The following is an 18,800-nucleotide window of genomic DNA, read 5'->3' on the forward strand; positions in this document are numbered from 1 at the left end:
CACCTCGGGCACCTGTAAGACTACTCTACAGTTGCCGTAATCCGTAAAATCCCCATTAAGGAAGATGTAGAAAACATTACAGATAAGAACACATGACAAATAAAAGTAAAATGTAGGGGTGTCAGAGGATGAATATGATTCACTGTCTCCCTTAGATGGCAGGTATGGCCCAGCTGTGCGAGCATTGCGCGGTTTTCTGTCTGAGAGTGCGCTTATTCGCGAGCGTATTAGGGTTGAAATCGGCTGGGTATTTTTTTTGTGGAGGAAAGCGGTTTTTGGACTTGCAGAACCCACAAAGGAAGATGAGAGGTTTCTTTCATCGATAGTGCATGATGCGCATAAAAACATACCGCGGGTCAAGAAGATTGAAGAGCGGATACAGCACGATGTGAAAGCCGTCGAGATCTTCCTGCGAGAGAGATTTACGCAGCAGGGTCTGGGCAATATAGTCGAGCTACTACATTTCGCGTGCACAAGTGAAGACATAAACAACCTGGCGTACGCACTGAACATGAAGGCAGCTCTCTCAGAAGTCATCCTGCCCTCGATTGATGAACTTATAGGACACCTAGAAAAGATGTCTCAGAAATATGCGGGAGATGCAATGCTCGCGCGCACACACGGACAACCCGCAACACCAACAACTCTTGGAAAGGAGCTATTGGTGTTTGTCTACCGCCTGAAAAGGCAACGGAAAAATCTAGAAGATGTGCAATTTCTTGGGAAATTCTCTGGTGCGACCGGGACATTTTCAGCTCATTGCGTAGCCGCCCCAAATTACCCGTGGCAAGAGTGGGCAAAAGAATTTGTGAACAGTTTTGGCCTCATTTATAACCCCATTACCACTCAAATTGAGCCACATGACTGGCAATGCGAGCTGCTTGAGAGAGTGGGGCATATCTGTCGAATCCTCCACAATCTGGCAACCGATATGTGGAGCTATATCTCATTCGGATATTTTCAGCAAGGCTTTATATCAGAATCTGTTGGCTCCTCAACTATGCCACACAAGGTCAATCCCATCCGCTTTGAAAATGCCGAGGCAAATCTGGAAATGGCTTGCGGAATAATCTCATGCATTGTTGCAAGTCTGTCTACAAGCAGGCTTCAGCGGGACTTGAGCGACTCCAGTGTCCAGAGAAATATAGGTGTCGCCCTGGGGCATTCACTTGTAGCGATCGATAACTTGAAAAGAGGTCTTGCTGGTATTCGCCTGAATAAAAATCGCCTAACTGAAGACCTCAATAACAACTGGGAAGTAATTGCGGAGGCGGTACAAACAACCATCCGCGCCGAAATACTGGCATGTAAAAGCAATGAGGCTAACCCTTATGAAAGGCTCAAAGATTTCACACGAAACAAGAAAATTACGAAACACACTCTCGATGAATTTATAACTAACTTGGACCTAAGCGAGCATGCAAAAAAACGACTTTTAGAATTAACACCAAGCAAATATACTGGCTTGGCAGAGCGCATGGTGCAGGCACATAGCTCAGGCACTGGGGGCACCAAAAATAGCATTGGCACTGGGGGCACCAAAAATAGCTCAGGTGCTGGGTGAAAATGCTTGCCTGCAAAACTATGGCAAGCTTTCGGTTGCTCAAGCCTGAGGAGGAATAGATTTGCCAGCAACAATTCTTATTGGTGCCCAGTGGGGGGATGAAGGCAAGGGAAAGGCCACAGACCTTCTTGCAAAAGATATAGATTATGTCGTCAAATTCAACGGCGGTAATAATGCGGGTCACACCGTAGTTATAGGCGGTGATAAGTACGTTCTGCACCTTCTGCCTTCCGGGATACTCAATGAGAATGTCGTGCCGGTCATTGCAAATGGTGTTGTAATCAATCCGGAGGTGCTTTTTGATGAAATTGCTACTCTAAATTCACGAGGCGTAAACACGGACAAGCTTGTTATAAGCGCCAACGCTCATATTATTGCGCCCTTTCACAGAACTATAGATCTTGTGACGGAACGTTTCTTGGGCAAAAGACAGTTGGGAACAACAGGAAGAGGAATAGGCCCCACATATGCAGACAAAATAAACCGCATTGGTATACGGGTACAAGATTTATTTGATAAAAGCGTACTGCGACAAAAAATTGAGGGGTCTTTGAGTAATAAAAATCATATGCTCGTAAAAGTTTTTAACCGCAGATCTGTGTCTGTAACGGAAATGCTGGATTATTTACTTAGTTTTGCTGAGCGTATGAGGCCGATGATCGCGGACACATCACTTTTGCTAAATAATGCTTTGGATTGCGGAAAACATGTCCTATTCGAGGGGGGTCAGGCGACTATGCTTGATGTCGATCATGGAAGTTACCCATTTGTCACTTCGTCCAATGCAACGGTCGGAGGGGCAATAACAGGGGCAGGGATTGGCCCAACTCGTGTGAACAAAGTTATCGGAGTGGCCAAATCGTACACAACTAGGGTAGGCGCAGGGCCATTTCCAACTGAATTGCATGACGAATATGGGGAGTGGCTACAAAAAAGAGGTTATGAGGTAGGAGCAACTACAGGACGCAAGAGGCGGTGTGGGTGGTTTGACGGTGTGGTCGCCCGCTATGCGACTCGTATAAACGGGATAACGGACTACGTTCTGACAAAACTCGATGTTTTGACGGGCCTTGACAGAATACCTATCTGCGTCGGGTATAAAGTTGGAGACTCTGTCTTTCGGGAAATGCCTGTCTCGCAGAGTGATTTTCACCACGCAGTTCCCATATACGAGGATCTGCCCGGATGGCAGTGCAATATTTCCGAATGCGAAAGTTTTGACAGTCTTCCTCCGGAAGCAAGGGGCTATGTCTTGGCCCTGGAGGATCTTATAAAGGCACGAATATCAGTCATTGGAACAGGTCCAGAGCGGGAAAATATAATCATTAGGCACCCGCTGGGCATCTTCTAGATAAGCGCATCGAGAGTGTTAGGATCTATCCAGGGCAATACCGCCGATGTTCTGCCCAGGATAGTGTGCGTGGGACAGGTGGCCTTAGCTGCTCGGCGGGTATGTGCGGAGCGCTGGGTTAAATAGTGAGATGAGCGAGAATTGCGGGAACCTGCCCAGGGAGCTTGCGAAACTAAGGAATAAAATCGATGCAATCGATAGCCAGATCCTAATTTTACTCAGAGATCGTCTTAGAGAGGCCGACAAAATAGGGGCATTGAAGAAAAAATACTGTCTTAAAGCCGAAGATCTTGTACGCGAGCAATATCTATACAGCCGACTGGAGGGCCTAGCGCAAGAGCTGGACCTTGAGTCAGGGTTTGTACGCTCCCTGTTCGAGACGATCATATCGGAAACAAAACGCCGACAGCGCACCGTTTAGTGGCCAGTGCATAAAGGTATCTTCCGGGAAAACCTACCCTTATCCCCTAAACAGGACACGAGTGACCTTTTGGCGAGCATCACTGAGCTCATTCAGAGTGAATTTGCCGATCTCGGAAATCGTAAGCTCTCCGGTGTGACGTGTTGTGCCAATTAGGGTGTATTCATAACTATTTCTCCTGCAAAGGTCACGCAAATCCTCCTGAGATCTACAAGACACAAGAACACGCGAAGCGCTTTCACTAAAAAGTGCCTCTGTTAGGCTCGTTGCACGGATTGTATCAAGAGCGATATCAGCACCAAAACCGTGACGAAGGCAACTTTCAACTATTGCCTGGATAAGACCGCCTTCCGATAGGTCATGCGCAGACTCAAAAACCCGTTTCTTTGCACCCGCAACCAACAAATTAGACAGGCGACTTTCTCTCGCTAAATCTAGCTTAGGTGGCACCCCGCCAATGTGGCCGTACATGGTATCAGCCCAAACGCTTCCGCCAAACTCGGGTCGCGTAACACCCAGAAGATAAATAAAGAGATCTGGCGCATTCCATCCGGAAGTAAGTGTTTGGGTCAGATTATCTACAATGCCAAGAATGCCAACCACCGGAGTGGGAAATATGTCTTTACCGTCGGTCTGGTTGTAAAAGGAAACATTACCCCCCGTAATTGGAATCTCAAGCCGCTTACAGGCATCAGAAAGCCCTCTACAGGTTTCCCTAAACTGCCACATAACTTCTGGGTTTTCTGGGTTACCAAAATTGAGACAGTTTGTTACCGCAAGGGGCGTGGCCCCAACAACCGATACATTGCGGTAAGCTTCCGCAACTGCAAGCTGGGCCCCCGCGTGTGGATCAAGATAAGAGTATCGCGAATTACCATCACATGAAAGTGCAACCCCGGTATTCTTATACATCCTGATTACCCCCGCATCATCAGGATGACAAAGTGCGGTATTGCCCTGGACATAACGATCATACTGATTGGTAATCACACTTTTATCAGATAGATTTGGGCAAGAAATAACCTGCAAAATATCTTCTCGAAGTAGGTGTGGGTCATTTGTAACAGGCAGTCTATTGGCTGCGCTCCTGCGAATGAGGTATGCTGGCTTTTTGACAGGACGGTTATACGATGGGCCGGTAAGTGTTTTTGGATTCAGCCTAACCAGTGTTTTGCCTTCATGCACAACGGTCAGATATTGTGAATTATCCACTTCTCCAATAACAGCCCCTGAGATACCCCAACGGTTTGTTATTTCAAAAAATGCTTCTAAATTGTCCGGATGCACAATGGCCATCATGCGCTCTTGAGACTCTGATACAAGTATTTCATCAGGTGCTAGTGTTGTATCCCTGAGAGGAACTGCAGACAAGTCCAGACGGATACCGACGCGGCCGTTGTGTGCCAGCTCACTCGCCGCGCAAGATATACCCGCAGCACCAAGGTCTTGAATAGCAACCACAAGATCAGCGGCATACAATTCAAGGCAACATTCGGTAAGTAGTTTTTCTACAAACGGATCTCCAATTTGTACGGCCGGCCGATTAGCTTTGGCATCGGATGTAAAAGAATCTGAGGCGAGGACCGAAGCGCCGCCAATGCCATCTCTTCCCGTGGGGGCACCAAATAGAACTACAAGGTTTCCCGGTCCGCTGGCATTCGCCAAGCGAATATTTTCCCGTCGCATAACCCCAACGCACAAAACATTCACCAAAGGATTGCCTTGATATACGGGATCGAATGCCGTTTCTCCTCCTATATTGGGCACACCGAGACAGTTTCCATAGAATGAGATCCCAGAGACAACGCCATCAGCAACCCTCTGTGTGTCTGGATCGGACGCAGCGCCGAAACGCAACGAGTCCATTAGTGCAACAGGTTTTGCACCCATGGCAATAATGTCACGCACGATACCGCCAATGCCCGTTGCGGCACCCTGGAAGGGTTCAATAAAAGACGGGTGATTGTGGCTTTCTATCTTGAAGGCTGCAGCCCAGCCACCACCGATATCAACAACTCCGGCGTTCTGACCAATTCCAACAAGCAAATGTTTTTTTGTTACCTCTGTTAGGTCAGCTAACTGTCGTAAGTGTCTACGGGAAGACTTGTAGGAACAATGTTCGCTCCATAGAACAGAATAGATCGCGAGTTCACTTTTTGTTGGAGAGCGTTTTAGCAGCGAGCAAATTTGTGTATACTCAGACTCCGTCAAGCCAAGTGCTGTGACGTCCACGGCGGCAGTCGCGTTCTGTGCGTGCGCGCTAGGCTTTTGCGCGCTAGGCTTTTTTGCGGTATCTCGATCTGCTGGCAGGCTCATATTCACCGAATAGCCTGCCTCGCAACTGTAATCGCGACTGCCAATCCTTGGGGTAAAAGACAGCATATGCCGCAGGGCTTACCGGGCGATTGCAGGGTCAGGGCGGAGCGCAAAACGATCACAATACCCCATATCCGGTGGTTGTATAACCCGATTGGATTGCGGTAAGCGACGCCACTCTCATCCGAGGTATAAAACATAAACCAATTTTGGTCAAAACTCCGATCAATGCTTCGCATGAAGCTCCACATGGGATAACATTGCTCCAAAATCAAGACCCCTCAGTAGACAACATGTTTTCAGTAGACAACATGTTTCACGTGAAACCCAAACACGCGAATACGATGCCAGCGCGGACCCGGGGCTAGTCCACATGTTTTCATACTACCCTCAGTCGGGCTCATAGACCAGAAACAATGTTGGCCGAGGAGCGGTCGCGGTATACGGCAAAAGCTATTCTCCTGTCTAACACAAATCATGCAATGCCTATCGGGCGTTGTTAATCCATGAAGAAATGGCAGAAAAAACAGGGGCACCGTGTAGCCCGGGTGGACCAAAGCCAGGTTCAACAGCATACTCTGGATGTGGCATCATGCCAACAATATTCCCCTGTTCATTACAAATACCTGCAATATTTCTTGACGAACCACTTGGGTTAGACCCAGCATACCGAAGAACAACCCGCCCCTCATTTTCAATACGATCAAGATCCTCGGTTTGAGCAAAATAACATCCGTCCGAATTTTTTATCGGGATAATAACATTCTGATTTTTAGAGAAATTCATGGTAAATGGAGTGGAATTATTCTCCACAATTAGACTCTGTTCCAGACATACGAACCGTGATGCTTTGTTTGCAACAAATGCCCCCGGAAGCAATCTTGATTCAGTCAAGAGCTGAAAGCCATTGCATATCCCCAAAACAGGCATACCCTGATGTGCAGCTTCAATAATCCTGACCATAATCCTTGAGCGGCTTGCGAGTGCGCCGGGGCGCAGATAGTCGCCATAACTAAAACCCCCTGGGAGGATAACGGCGTCAACCGAAGACAGCGTATCGCTTGCATGCCAAAGTTGAACAGCTGCACACCCAGCAAAAGAAAGGGCACGCAAGGTCTGCTTGTCATCAAGCGATCCCGGGAATGTAACTACGCCAACTCTAACCAAGTTTCAGTCATCCTCGATCCTGATATCAACAACATCCTCTATGACCGGGTTGATCAACAGGTCATTGGCAAGATCACGGATAAAATCCAATTCGCACGTCTCTGAAACAGGGTCCACACATAACTCAAATCTTTTTCCAACCCTAATGCGGGTAGAATTATCCCATCCACGCTCTGTGAGTACGGACGCTATGGCCCGGCCCTGCGGGTCAAGCAAGCCGGGCTTTGGCATTACGTCGATGATTATTTTCACGATACCCCAGCCACCCAGAGATCTGGACAGTGCACAATGCAAGTTTATATCAGTGTTTGCAGATATATCGGCGGAATGCAGGGCCAGGCCATACGCAGTACACCGAATCGAAATGTACAGACAGCAGGCGCTGAAGAAATGGAGACTAAAACACATGTTGCGTATGCGAGTTGAGCGGTGACCCTTCGCATTGCCATGGTGTCAATGCACAGCCACCCCCTTGCGCAGCCTGGAACCAGTAATGCTGGGGGAATGAATGTTTATATCACCGAGGTTGCAAAGCGTCTTGCTGAACTTGAATGCATGGTTGATCTTTTTACCCTATCTAATGAGGATTATTCACAAGATATTTTTCGTGGCGTTAGACTAATTGGAATCAAACCGTCAGGACGGATTGGCCCACAGATGGTTGATATGTTGAATCATGTTCCGGGCTTTGCGCAGAAAATTCTCGAGCATGAGCCGTACGATATATTTCACTCACATTACTGGCTGAGCGGCATGGCCTCAGATATAGTGAGCTCGCAGCTTGATACGCCACATATTCTGAACATGCACACAATAGGTGCTGTCAAAAACACCCTGCTAGCAGAGGGCGATGATCCAGAACCCCCCATTCGACTTGAGAGCGAGAAACGCCTGGCCAGGAAGGTCTCAAAAGTTATCACATCCACCCTGACCGAAGCGTCGGCTGTTTCGAGATATTACGGAATAAGATTCGAAAATATTGCGGTTGTATCGCCGGGTGTTGATACTACAGTTTTTTACCCGAAGGGAAATTGCACTCAAGAAAATGAAGGGGGTAATCATCTTTGGGCCCCGGTTGCGACCAATCCAGCGGGGTTTTTAGCTGTTCTTTCCAGAATCCAGCCACTAAAAGGGCAAGACCTGGCTATCCGCACTTTGGCGAGCTTGCGTAAAATCATGTTTGATAAATGCCCAAGCCTGATCATTGCGGGTGATCAATCTGAGAAATACAACAACTATGCTGCATCGCTGCGGCGCATGGCATTGGACCTACAAGTTGAGGATCTTGTGCATTTTACCGGAGTCATAAGCCGCAAGCAGGTTGCTATGGTTATGCGAAACGCACAACTTCTCCTCGTTCCATCGCATTCGGAAACATTTGGTCTCGTAACTCTGGAGGCCGCTGCAAGTGGGACGCCGGTTGTCGCAAGTCTAACAGATGGACTTATTGATGCGATTGTTCCGAACATAACTGGAATTCTCATTGCCGAGCGAAATCCCGATATTTGGGCAAAAAATATTGCCAATCTGCTTATGAATAAGAACAGACACAAGTCTTTATCACGGTCCTCTGTCAGGCATGCACAAGACCACGACTGGACAAAAACAGCGGCCCAAATACTAAGTCTTTACCACCAGTTCGTATAAGGCGCGCCAGGCGGTTAGGCAATACACCTGTACGCCTCCAAATCTGGAACTGAGTACCCTTCCCCGGATACGACCTGAATTTTTGCCCTCTTTGAATTTGTATGGAGAATACGAAACTGACTTTTATAGCAACGCAAAGCAGCAAGTTTTACCAAAAACATTGAATCACACACAAAATCTGGTTGACCATCTGATTGGCCACCATACGGCTCCGTACTTGCAACCCACAGGCTCATATCGGCATTCGCTACATTGCGCACGGCCTGACGTACAGCATTATGTACCGCAACGTGGTCTCTGTGCCCGTACCCCCCATATTGGTTATGGGTGACAACAATCTGTGGGCGCAACTCGGTTATTGCGTGCATTAGGTCGTCAACTGCTTCTAAAAACGAGGATAGAAGAGTTCTGCCCGTATGGGACGGGGCATCCTGTAGCCCAGAATCCTCATAAAACCGATCGGGCAGGTTGGCGCGTTTTGCAAACCCCTCTCCCAAAAAACAGAAACGCCTAACCCCCAAAGCTTGCGCGGCACAGCCAATCTCAGAAACCCGAACAGAGCTAACATCACCGGTCTCGCCGAATATACTTCCTTGCTCGCCACGTGTTGCACATATAAGGCTCACGTCAACACCCCTATCCGCAAGTGTTGCCATAAGCCCACCAGACATGAGGGTCTCATCATCGGGATGCGCTGCAACAAACAGCGCACGGCTTTCACATGTAAACAGACTAGCCACGTACACCAATTATCAGAGAGGCGGTAGCCCCATAGCCTAAAAACATAAAGTAATGTAGTGCCTGTATGGATACCCGACGCGCAAGTGCAGTAATGGCCCTCGGAACACTGGTATCGAGGGTGATTGGGTTTCTTGGCATGATATTGCTCACCTATGCTACAGGATCTATCGGAAGCGGGGCAAACGCATTTGCCGTTGCAAATTATTTACCAAACATGATCTACGCCATTGTTGCCGGAGGAACGGTTAATGCGGTGCTGATTCCTCAAGTGGTTCGGTTCTCTGCATCGGGAAATGAGAGGTATATAAACAAAATCACAACTCTGGCTATTGTGCTATTCGCCTTTATAACCCTAGTAGCCGCCTTCTTGTCGCCAACCCTCGTAAAAATCACTGCTGGGGCGGGGTTCGATAAGCAAACCACCGCTGTGGCCATATCATTCGCTTATTGGTGTGTACCGCAGATCTTTTTCTACGCTATCTATAGCGTCCTTGGAGAGGTGCTCAATGCTCGCAAAGTATACGGGCCATTTACCTGGACTCCAGCTATAAACAATATTGTCTTTATCTCCGGTATTTTGTTGTTCATCCTTGTATTCGGCGCTGACCCCGAGGGCTCTAGGGGTGCGTGGCCCCCGTTTGCCATTGCAATCCTGGGGGGATCTGCAACTCTTGGCATAGCATGTCAAGCTCTTTTTCTCTTGATTTTCTGGAAATCCGCAGGACTCCGGTTCAAGCCGGATTTTAACTGGCGCGGTATACAGATAACAAATCTCGGAAAAATATTCTCCTGGACATTTTTCATGGTGGTGATAACTACAATAGCGGGCCTGGTGGAAACGAATATATCAACCCTTGCAGGCAATCACAACGCATCTGTTGCGGTCATGCAAAGAGCATGGCTTTTGTTTATGCTTCCGCACTCACTGGTGACCGTAAGTATAATGACGCCGTATTTCACCAAGCTTAGCGAGAAAGCTGTTGACAAAGATATGCACGGTTACAGGACCTCGCTGTCAGAGGTTATAAGAATCGTATGCCTCGCACTGGTGGGGGGCACAGCTGTTCTAATGGTCTCAGCCTTTCCGCTCGCGCGTATTTTCGCCACCCAGGAGCATGTTGTGCATTCAATGGCTCTGACCATAATTGCATACTCCCTGGGGCTTGTTGCGTTTAGCACGCTCTATATATTGCAAAAAGCTTTTTATGCACTGTGCGATACGCGCACACCGTTCTTTCTCGCGGCCATATGCTCGGGGGTTATCATTATCGGCGCTTTGCTGTGCGCCCTGCTTCCCGCGGAATATATCGCTCCGGGCCTTGCGCTTACAGTCAGTCTTTCGAGTGTGCTTCAATGTGCGCTCGCCTTCTTGGCGATCAGGGTAAAGCTTGGTGGGTTTTCCGTCCGTGAAATAGGCCAAAAGCTTGCTAGATACACACTTAGTGGTTTGTTGGCTTCCCTTGTGGGGATTGGATTGGCTGTAGGTCTTACCGGATTTTTTTTCCAGAATCCGGTGAATTCCATCATAACCGTTGTGATGATAGCACTGGTTATGCTGCCAATATACTCGTATTTTCTTGTTATAACCCGCTGCCGGGAAATCAGGTTTTTTTTCAAATGAAGTACAAACGGGTTGTTTTGGAGCGCTCTTGTGAAGTATACAAGCATGTTTAAATTAGCGCTATCGCGCCTGCAAAAACTGTCACATGAAGACTCGGTCCTTGCTCTTACAGCGGCATTCTGTGCCAAGAATTATGAGCTTGCCCTGGTCGGTGGACCGGTTAGAGATTGTTTCCTTGACAGGCCGGTTGTTGACCTTGATTTTGCCACAAACGCAACGCCGCAGGAGACTCTGAGGCTTGTAAAACCCATTTCCTCGGGCTGTTGGACAACAGGGGCACGCTACGGAACCGTTTCTGCTCGCGTGAAGGGCAGGGTGGTTGAGATAACCACATATCGAAGCGACAACTACTCGGCGAATACCCGCAAACCTAAGGTAAGTTTTGGAGGCTCCCTTGAAGAAGACTTAATTCGGCGCGACTTCACGGTCAACGCAATGGCATTCAGGGTGCCTAGCGGGCAACTGGTTGATATAAGTTCCGGTCTTCAAGACATTGCCAACAAAAGACTTGCGACCCCTATAAAACCGGAACTATCTTTTGCAGACGACCCCCTGCGCATGTTGAGGGCTGCTCGATTGTCTTCTCAATTGGGTTTCAAAATATCGGAGAACAGCCTTCTTGCCATGAAAGACTGTGCCAAGAGGTTAAAAATCGTCTCGGCAGAGCGTGTAAGGGGTGAGTTTGAAAAACTGCTTTGCTGTGCAGATCCCACGGGCAGTTTACGGGTGCTCGTCAATACCGGTTTGATTAATCATTTTTTGCCAGAGATATCCGCTCTGCGCTTGGAAATTGATGAGCACTTCCACCACAAAGATGTGTATGAACATTCCCTCATTGTTCTCCGCCAAGCAATCAAATTGGAACAGGAGCGCTTCCGTAATGGGCCCGACCTGGTCCTGCGTCTGGCGGCGCTCATGCACGATATTGGCAAGCCTGCAACCCGTCGTAAACATCCGGACGGGTCTGTGACCTTTTATCACCACGATACGGTTGGTGCAAAAATGGCCTCGAAGCGCCTAGCGGCAATGCGTTTTGACAAGAATGTTATCTTTGCGGTCACTCGCCTGATTCAGCTTCATCTTCGTTTTTTTGGCTACGGTGACCAATCGTGGACCGACTCCGCTGTGAGGCGCTATGTGAGAGATGCTGGCCCCCAACTGGAGCGCCTACATATACTGACCCGCGCCGATGTTACCACCAGAAACCAGAATAAAGCTCGGCGCCTCAGGGCCGCCTATGACAACCTCGAAGAGCGAATTGCCAAACTTCGAGAACAAGAAGAGTTAGACGCGATAAGACCTGAATTAAATGGTGAAGAGATTATGAGCCTCCTAGATCTAAAGCCTGGCAAAGAAGTTGGGGTGGCCTATAAATACCTTCTCGACCTCAGGCTGGACAATGGACCCATTGGCAAACAGGAATCAGCTAGAAAGCTCTTATTGTGGTGGAAATCTGAGAGGCGGTAGCACACCCCAATCCCACGGCGCGGGCTCGCGTGGGGGCAAATCAGGGGGCAAATCAGGGGGCAAATCAGGGGGCAAATCACAGGCCCGAGGGTGGCACACCCATTTTAAGAAGAATCCGCCTAAGGTCGGCCACCGTAGTAAACTCAATAACAATCTTGCCTTTGCGTTGCCCTATGTTTACGCTAACTTTAGTGTCAAACTCTCGACCGAGGGACGCGGCGGCGGCATCCAAGCCCTTTCGGACAGAGCCCGCCACAAAAAGCCGTTTCGGGGAGCTTGTTGTTATAAGAGCCTCGGCCTGACGCACAGACAAACCCGCATCGGCTATTCTTTTCGCAAGTCTAATCATTTCTGCCCTGTTCTCCAAAGCTAACAGCGGCCTTGCGTGGCCCGGAGTTATCTTCCCTTTCGTTAGAAGATCTTGCACCTCAGGAGGCAAGCGAAGAAGACGGATTGTGTTTGTTACATATGGCCGCGATTTCCCCAGGGTCTGACCCAGCTCGTCTTGACTTACATCAAATTCTCTGAGAAGCTCGCTGTAAGCAAGCGCTTCTTCAATCGGGTTTAGCTCGGCACGGTGTATATTTTCGAAAAGCGCCTGCCTGAGCATATCCCTGTTGTCCAGGGTCTTTACAATGGCTGGTACGTGACTGAGCCCGGCCATTTTGGCGGCACGCAGTCTTCTTTCTCCAATCACAAGCACATAGCCAAGCTTTGTTTTTCTGACAACAATTGGCTGAATGAACCCGACTTCCTTTATGCTTGATGCAAGTTCTGACAGGCTGTTCGGGTCAAAAACCTTTCTCGGCTGTCTTGGGTTTGGAGAAATGTCCGTAATGGGAACATTAATGACCCCCGAGAAACGAAACGGTGAATTCGATGGAAAAAATGCCTCAATAGGCCCACGATCTGCAGGCGCGGAAGAGGTAAGGTCGTCAAGACCTTTTCCCAAACCGCTGCGCCTAGAAGTCATTTTTTTCCGGATCGCGCAAAGCTAACTCCGAGGCGAGCTCCCGATATGCAATCGCCCCCAAGGAATTACCATCAAAGTCTATAACTGTTTTTCCCCATCCCGGAGCTTCGGCAAGGCGAACTGTCCGCGGAATTCTTGTTGCTAACACCCTATTGGAAAAATGTTTACAAACCTCACTGGCAACATCGCTGGCAAGTTTTGTGCGAGAATCAAACAAAGTTAGCACAATGTTGAAGGTGGCAAGCCGCGAGTTTAGCCTTGACCGAACTGTACCTATTGTGTTCAAAAGTTGCCGGAGGCCCTCGAGGGAATAATACTCACACTGAACCGGGATCAACAGCTCCGTTGCGGCGCAGAGGGCATTCACTGTCAGCATCCCAAGGGACGGTGGGCAGTCAATAATGACATAGTGAAAACTGCCCGGGTGAGATGAAAAATATTCCGACAGCGCGTCGCTCAATCGAAATTCTCCGCGCGGCAGGCCTGCGAGTTCGAGTTCGGCGGCAGAAAGGCTTATATTTGCGGGAATATAGTCGAGAGCGTCATGACGCACCAGTTCGTCAAGGTCTTTAGTGCCCAGCATAGCATCGTAGATGCTGCCCGAGGTGGGGTTGTTTGTGCTGCCAGCCGCCATAGACGCATTGCCCTGTGGGTCAAAATCAATCAACAAAACACGCGCACCCGACTTCAAGAGGGCGGCGGCCACATTAACGGCAGTTGTTGTTTTACCCACACCACCCTTTTGGTTGCTCACGGCAATAATTCTCGTTGAGCGGGGCAAGGGGTATGGAAGGGCATCGGCTCGCCTGCGACGAACGCGAAGCTCGGCCACTTCGTTTGCAATGGGGGTGTCCAGCGCGGGGGTGTCCAGCGCACGATTTGCTTGACACATCTACTAAGCACACCCCCTATGAAGCACAGTTTCACGTGAGCCCAGTTTCACGTGAAACCAAAAAGCACACCCCAGTGAGGGTGCAGACAAACCCAAAAGAAACAAGCTCCACCCAAAAAAGCGGGCGGCACAAGAACACAACAACCATACTACAACCGCTGAGCGGGGTGTGCAGGAACCGGTATGCGCTAGAGGGGTGTTGTAGGCTGGAACTTCCTTATACGAAGGCTGTTGCCAACAACAAACAGGCTAGAAAGGGCCATAGCCAGACTTGCAATCATCGGGCTCAATAAACCAACAGACGCGACAGGAATGCCTGCGGTGTTGTAGGCAAATGCCCAAAAAAGATTTTGTTTTACCACCCTCCGCGTCTTTCTTGAGAGCCTAATGCCATCAACAACGCCAATTAAGTCGCTTGACATAACCGCAATATCCGATCTATCAAACGCCAAGTCGGTCCCGCTAGCCATGGCAATGCCAACATCCGCGGCGGCGAGTGCGGCAGCATCGTTAATGCCATCCCCAACCATAGCAACGCGATCCTTGCGGGCCTGCAGGGATCGAACGAGCTCAAGTTTATCGGCCGGCTTCGCGCCTGCAACGACGGTCTTAATTCCGCAGCTCTCGGCAGCATTTGTCGCGGCAAACCCGCCGTCTCCCGTGGCAAGAATAACCTTTAATCCCATTCCTGACAACAGGGCAACACCTCTTGGGCTTGTGGCTCTCAGTGGGCTGTCAAAAACAAAAACCCCACGAACTTTACCTCCCCAGACAATAACAGTTCCGTGGCTTATGTCACGCCCTGACATCCAGTCGGGCATCTTATTGGGGGTTTTCCCGGCCCATCCAAGGCGGCCAACCAGGATATCCCGGCCGGCAACTTTCCCGGTCACGCCAAAGCCTGGGTGGTTTTCAAAGTCCGAAAAGCTCTCCAGCACAAGACCTTTATCCTTAGCCGCCATAACAACAGCGCGCGCCAATGGATGTTCACTTCCGGCCTCAAGTGATGCAGAAAGACGCAGAAGATCATTCACGTCTTGACCGGGTGCGGGTATTAGTTTGCTCAGAGACACCCTGTTCTCGGTAAGCGTTCCTGTCTTGTCCAAAACAACCACGCTAAGTCTGGATTCCAAGGCGCTTGTTGAGCGAATCAGAATACCAAGCTGTAATCCTCGAAGCATGCCAGACAAAATAGCCATTGGGGTTGCCAGGCCGAGGGCACACGGACACGCAATCACAAGAACTGCAACAGCGGCAGAAAGGCTACCGGCCAGACTGTCCGTAACTGCCCAGTGAGCAAAAAGCGTAACAAGAGACAAAATCAATACCACGGGAACAAAAACACCAGAAACCCTGTCTGCAACCCGCACAAGCTTGGGTTTCTGCGCGCGCTGAACAAGCGATATCAGGCGCGAAAGCTCTGTGTCCGAACCAACTCGAACCACCTCTGCCGTAAGATTACCCGTCAGGTTCATAGCCCCAGAGGCAAGGGTATCCCCAATCGAGACCCGGGACGGAATGCTGCAGCCGGTCAGGAAAGAAAGATCAACATCAGAACCGCCCTCTACAATTCGTGCGTCGGCAGGAACTCGCTCCCCGGGGTAAATAACCACCCTGTCTCCAGCTCTCAGGTTCTCGGTTAACACCTTTTCGAGGGTGCCAGCCAGAGTAGCTGTTTTTGGCGCGAGTTTTACAAGAGACTCAAGGGCAAGGCCCTGTTTGGCCTTTACTTTTGCCTCAAGATAGCGGCCAACGGAGGCAAAAACTACAATACTAACGGAAGCCTCAAAATAAAGACTCTGTTCATCGTAATCATTGGGGTGGCCAATGCTCGAAAAAAGAACCCAGACCGACCAAACATAGGTAACACACACGCCCAGGCTAATCAATGTGTCCATTGTTACACCAAAACGAGACAGGCGCCTCAAACAGGATCTATAAAAAGGCCAGGCCGAGAAAATAACCACTGGGGTTGCAAGCACAAACACCAAGAAACGCCAAAACAGAATAGAGGGAAAAATCGAAAGAAGCACAAAAATGGACATCGGCATTGAAATGACAATAACCGGCACGGCCAGGGCTATAGACACCAAGAGGTTCCGCAGCCTCACAGCCTGCGAATAGACCCTCCGGGGTGTCGCGGTGTACCCCGCGCCCCTTACCACGTCAATTGCTTTTTGCAGGTTAAAACCCCTGGGGGCCGTCAAAAGAGCAGACCCCGTGGCAAAATCTACACTGGCAGATATACCGCGATTCTTTAGCTTCTTCTCGATTTCTCTCGCACACGACGCACAGGTCATGCCGGATATATAAAGCCTAATAATTGACGGTTCCGCCACTAAAACCCCAAAGGCACCCCCGGCCTACGGCACAATCGTTGACCGCACAGAAAAGCCGGTCAAGGGTTTGATAACACAACATGTCTGCTAGGCCCAACACCCTGTGACTTAGAGGCACAGCCCATATCCGCAGCTATCCTGTGAACAATTCTTCGGTCATAACTGCACATATGCGGCATGTGAACCGCCCACACCCCCGCTTTAATCTTGGCAATACCCGCCAAGACCATATTGCGCAGCGCCTCCTCTTTTATCTGAGAAGATCTGCCGATTGACAAAGCAACCTTGCACGCATGTTGCGCGCGCGTTCGCACGTGTAAGGCCATTAGATCACGTAAGGCTTTTACAACCACCGGATCGCTGAGCGGGGCAAGCGCGTCGGTATCATCATTAACGGATATAGAGATTCTGTCTTCTGATAGAGAAACTTTTATATCTCCATCTAGATCACATATATCCAAGAACCCCTCAAGATAATCAGCGGCGAGATTTGCAACGCGGTCTGCGTCGGACCCCATGTTTGATTCGCTATCAAGGCCGTTTGTTAGTCCTTCTGTCATACAATCACCTTCTCTTTGCACGTCTTTTGTTTACCGGTTGCTGCCTCTGACCTTTTGTTTTTTTGTTTTGAACACCAAGTCTCTTGCGTCTCAACTCAAAAGCCAGACTCCCGGGGGATGGGTTCCGATAAATAGCAACAGCCTGCTGAACGGCAGACCAAACATTAGAGGCCGTCCAATAGATCAATATTCCCACAGGAAACGAAAAACCCATGCCAAGAAACATAATCGGTAAAAGATAAAGCATCACCTTCTGGTTTTTGTATACAGAGGTATTCTTAGCGTTTTCGGGAATGTTTTTCGGAATCACCTTTAATTGGGTAAAGAGCTGAACTGCGATCATAATAGCTGTTAGAACACCCGCGACAATCATTGTTATGAGATTAAAAGCCTGACCGGCTTGCAGCGCATAAAAGTCATGCGAAAAAGAATCATGAAGAGGAACAACACCAAAAATGCGCGAGTCCCTGAAATCCATACCCAAGGGGCCATTGAGTGGCCCAACCCCTGTACCGGCATTTTGGGCAGACTCAATAACTTGATACAAACCGAAGAATACTGGCATTTGCAACACAATTGGAAGACAGGATGAAAGCGGGTTTGCGCCCCTTACTCTGTAAATTTCCATCATTTCCTGGTTCATGGACTGCCTTGATAACACATCCCTCTTGCCTTTGTATTTCTCTTGGATCCTCCTTACTTCAGGGGCAATTTCCAACATTTTTCGTTGTGCTCTAATTTGTTTTAGAAAAACCGGAATTAATGTAGCGCGAATAACAATAACCAAGCCAACAATGGAAAGCGCCCAAGAAAGCCCAGATTTGTCGCCAAACCCAAGAAAGCCAAGCAGGGTGTGAAAAAAAACTAGAATTTGCTCTATAACCCACTTTATGGGAAGCAATATATTCTGCAGAAAATCAAACAGTCCGTCAAACATTTTTTCTAGACGCGAACCCAAACTTATTAACGCGGTATTTCGTACTAACCCTTGGCATATCAACGCCACCCTTCGACCACGGGTTACACCTTACGAGCCTCATAAATGTGTATGCTGCCCCAAGAAAGACACCGTTATTTGCAATCGAATTTTGACAATATTCGGAACAGGACGGGTAATACTTGCATACAGGGCCATACATGGGAGAAATAATTTTCCGATAAGCAATGATGAATAGAATAAAAATATTCCGAGGAACGATTCTAAGCATCTATCCCCATCCTCTTTTTTACTCTTTCAAAGTCCTTACACAGCTCTCTGAAACCTATCGGTCTTGATTTTGGAAAAACCCTGAAAATTAGAGATGCACCCATAAGTCCCTCAGGTTGACGGCGAAATAGCTCAACTACTAGAGACCTTATCCGTCTCCTTATTCTATTTCTCACAACAGCACAACCAATCTTTTTTGGGATCACAAAACCAACAAACAGTTTTTTTTCTTCACTAAAAAGAACATAGACCGCCATGACTTCACAGTTTATTTTTCTCCCTTGACGAAAAACCCTGCTAAAGTTTTTTTTCCCGGATAGGTTACAAATCAATTGACGAGAAACTCAGGCGGTCAAAGTCTCGCGGTTTTTGCGACGACGGCAGGAAATTATTCTTCTGCCGGAAGCTGTTGACATTCTCGAGCGGAAGCCATGTGTTTTTAACCTCTTCCTTTTGTTAGGCTGGTACGTACGTTTAGACATGACCCCGACTCTCAATCAAAACTAAAAGTAGAATTCAATTCTAGGTGACAAA

At 48.7% G+C, this 18,800-nt stretch carries 18 protein-coding genes; 6 read left to right on the forward strand and 12 right to left on the reverse strand.

The features are described 5' to 3' along the window. Positions 1 to 118 precede the first annotated feature (118 nt). The 3 genes from purB (at position 119) to TWT_RS04425 (ending at position 3,336) form a co-directional block, all read left to right on the forward strand. On the forward strand, positions 119 to 1,564 hold the full coding sequence (gene purB, locus TWT_RS04415) for an adenylosuccinate lyase (RefSeq protein ID WP_011096737.1): 1,446 nt from the start codon (positions 119 to 121) through the stop codon (positions 1,562 to 1,564). 61 nt (positions 1,565 to 1,625) lie between these two features. After that, positions 1,626 to 2,915: an adenylosuccinate synthase gene (locus tag TWT_RS04420; protein WP_011096738.1), complete on the forward strand. Its 1,290-nt coding sequence runs from the start codon at positions 1,626 to 1,628 to the stop codon at positions 2,913 to 2,915. Between the two features lie 130 nt (positions 2,916 to 3,045). Continuing rightward, positions 3,046 to 3,336, forward strand: a complete 291-nt coding sequence (locus tag TWT_RS04425; protein ID WP_230440509.1) for a chorismate mutase — start codon at positions 3,046 to 3,048, stop codon at positions 3,334 to 3,336. Positions 3,337 to 3,375: 39 nt separating this feature from the next. On the opposite strand, the gene purL is transcribed toward TWT_RS04425, so the two are convergent. The 3 genes from purL to purS form a co-directional block, all read right to left on the reverse strand. Beyond that, positions 3,376 to 5,718: a phosphoribosylformylglycinamidine synthase subunit PurL gene (gene purL / locus TWT_RS04430; RefSeq protein WP_011102788.1), complete on the reverse strand. Its 2,343-nt coding sequence runs from the start codon at positions 5,716 to 5,718 to the stop codon at positions 3,376 to 3,378. Positions 5,719 to 6,138: 420 nt separating this feature from the next. Beyond that, positions 6,139 to 6,819, reverse strand: a complete 681-nt coding sequence (purQ, locus tag TWT_RS04435) for a phosphoribosylformylglycinamidine synthase subunit PurQ (RefSeq protein ID WP_011096742.1) — start codon at positions 6,817 to 6,819, stop codon at positions 6,139 to 6,141. A 3-nt stretch (positions 6,820 to 6,822) separates the two neighbouring features. Next, the gene (purS, locus tag TWT_RS04930) at positions 6,823 to 7,071 is read right to left on the reverse strand and encodes a phosphoribosylformylglycinamidine synthase subunit PurS (RefSeq protein WP_011096743.1); all 249 of its coding nucleotides are present in this window, start codon (positions 7,069 to 7,071) and stop codon (positions 6,823 to 6,825) included. A 177-nt stretch (positions 7,072 to 7,248) separates the two neighbouring features. Between purS and TWT_RS04445 the strand changes: the two genes are divergently transcribed. Then, positions 7,249 to 8,466: a glycosyltransferase gene (locus TWT_RS04445; RefSeq protein WP_011096744.1), complete on the forward strand. Its 1,218-nt coding sequence runs from the start codon at positions 7,249 to 7,251 to the stop codon at positions 8,464 to 8,466. 14 nt (positions 8,467 to 8,480) lie between these two features. On the opposite strand, the gene TWT_RS04450 is transcribed toward TWT_RS04445, so the two are convergent. Continuing rightward, a complete protein-coding gene (locus tag TWT_RS04450; protein ID WP_011096745.1) occupies positions 8,481 to 9,206 on the reverse strand; it encodes a PIG-L deacetylase family protein in 726 nt (241 codons plus the stop codon). Between the two features lie 65 nt (positions 9,207 to 9,271). Between TWT_RS04450 and murJ the strand changes: the two genes are divergently transcribed. Both murJ and TWT_RS04460 read left to right on the forward strand, forming a co-directional pair. Beyond that, a complete protein-coding gene (gene murJ, locus TWT_RS04455; protein ID WP_011096746.1) occupies positions 9,272 to 10,828 on the forward strand; it encodes a murein biosynthesis integral membrane protein MurJ in 1,557 nt (518 codons plus the stop codon). A gap of 45 nt (positions 10,829 to 10,873) precedes the next feature. After that, on the forward strand, positions 10,874 to 12,295 hold the full coding sequence (locus tag TWT_RS04460) for a CCA tRNA nucleotidyltransferase (RefSeq protein WP_033800036.1): 1,422 nt from the start codon (positions 10,874 to 10,876) through the stop codon (positions 12,293 to 12,295). A 76-nt stretch (positions 12,296 to 12,371) separates the two neighbouring features. Here the strand turns inward: TWT_RS04460 and TWT_RS04465 are convergent, their stop codons facing one another. The 8 genes from TWT_RS04465 to rpmH form a co-directional block, all read right to left on the reverse strand. Then, positions 12,372 to 13,268 (reverse strand): ParB/RepB/Spo0J family partition protein, encoded by an 897-nt coding sequence (locus tag TWT_RS04465; RefSeq protein WP_011102792.1) that lies wholly within the window; start codon positions 13,266 to 13,268, stop codon positions 12,372 to 12,374. Continuing rightward, the gene (locus TWT_RS04470) at positions 13,258 to 14,160 is read right to left on the reverse strand and encodes a ParA family protein (protein WP_011102793.1); all 903 of its coding nucleotides are present in this window, start codon (positions 14,158 to 14,160) and stop codon (positions 13,258 to 13,260) included. Before TWT_RS04470 ends, TWT_RS04465 begins: the two co-directional genes overlap by 11 nt. Before the next feature lie 188 nt (positions 14,161 to 14,348). Further along, positions 14,349 to 16,499 carry a heavy metal translocating P-type ATPase gene (locus TWT_RS04475; RefSeq protein ID WP_011102794.1) on the reverse strand — a complete coding sequence of 717 codons (2,151 nt, stop codon included), beginning with the start codon at positions 16,497 to 16,499 and terminating at the stop codon, positions 14,349 to 14,351. A gap of 59 nt (positions 16,500 to 16,558) precedes the next feature. Continuing rightward, complete coding sequence (locus TWT_RS04480) at positions 16,559 to 17,059, reverse strand: protein jag (protein ID WP_011096751.1); 501 nt, start codon at positions 17,057 to 17,059, stop codon at positions 16,559 to 16,561. Between the two features lie 4 nt (positions 17,060 to 17,063). Continuing rightward, the gene (yidC, locus tag TWT_RS04485) at positions 17,064 to 18,017 is read right to left on the reverse strand and encodes a membrane protein insertase YidC (RefSeq protein ID WP_230453659.1); all 954 of its coding nucleotides are present in this window, start codon (positions 18,015 to 18,017) and stop codon (positions 17,064 to 17,066) included. Next, a complete protein-coding gene (gene yidD, locus TWT_RS04490) occupies positions 17,989 to 18,267 on the reverse strand; it encodes a membrane protein insertion efficiency factor YidD (protein WP_011096753.1) in 279 nt (92 codons plus the stop codon). Before yidD ends, yidC begins: the two co-directional genes overlap by 29 nt. Then, positions 18,260 to 18,598 carry a ribonuclease P protein component gene (gene rnpA / locus TWT_RS04495; protein WP_011102797.1) on the reverse strand — a complete coding sequence of 113 codons (339 nt, stop codon included), beginning with the start codon at positions 18,596 to 18,598 and terminating at the stop codon, positions 18,260 to 18,262. Before rnpA ends, yidD begins: the two co-directional genes overlap by 8 nt. Positions 18,599 to 18,610: 12 nt before the next feature. Continuing rightward, complete coding sequence (gene rpmH, locus TWT_RS04745) at positions 18,611 to 18,748, reverse strand: 50S ribosomal protein L34 (protein WP_080502122.1); 138 nt, start codon at positions 18,746 to 18,748, stop codon at positions 18,611 to 18,613. Between the last annotated feature and the right edge of the window lie 52 nt (positions 18,749 to 18,800).

Origin of the sequence: Tropheryma whipplei str. Twist, from assembly GCF_000007485.1 — a bacterium.
In the GTDB taxonomy this organism is placed as follows: domain Bacteria; phylum Actinomycetota; class Actinomycetes; order Actinomycetales; family Microbacteriaceae; genus Tropheryma; species Tropheryma whipplei.

What these genes read in the sequence shown, in the direction of transcription:
- TWT_RS04425 (WP_230440509.1), top strand. Translation starts at nt 3,046, where the DNA reads ATGAGCGAGAATTGCGGGAACCTGCCCAGGGAGCTTGCGAAACTAAGG.
- purL (WP_011102788.1), bottom strand. Translation starts at nt 5,718, where the DNA reads ATGCTGTCTTTTACCCCAAGGATTGGCAGTCGCGATTACAGTTGCGAG.
- murJ (WP_011096746.1), top strand. Translation starts at nt 9,272, where the DNA reads ATGGATACCCGACGCGCAAGTGCAGTAATGGCCCTCGGAACACTGGTA.
- TWT_RS04460 (WP_033800036.1), top strand. Translation starts at nt 10,874, where the DNA reads ATGTTTAAATTAGCGCTATCGCGCCTGCAAAAACTGTCACATGAAGAC.
- TWT_RS04465 (WP_011102792.1), bottom strand. Translation starts at nt 13,268, where the DNA reads ATGACTTCTAGGCGCAGCGGTTTGGGAAAAGGTCTTGACGACCTTACC.
- TWT_RS04470 (WP_011102793.1), bottom strand. Translation starts at nt 14,160, where the DNA reads ATGTGTCAAGCAAATCGTGCGCTGGACACCCCCGCGCTGGACACCCCC.
- TWT_RS04480 (WP_011096751.1), bottom strand. Translation starts at nt 17,059, where the DNA reads ATGACAGAAGGACTAACAAACGGCCTTGATAGCGAATCAAACATGGGG.
- yidD (WP_011096753.1), bottom strand. Translation starts at nt 18,267, where the DNA reads ATGCTTAGAATCGTTCCTCGGAATATTTTTATTCTATTCATCATTGCT.
- rpmH (WP_080502122.1), bottom strand. Translation starts at nt 18,748, where the DNA reads ATGTCTAAACGTACGTACCAGCCTAACAAAAGGAAGAGGTTAAAAACA.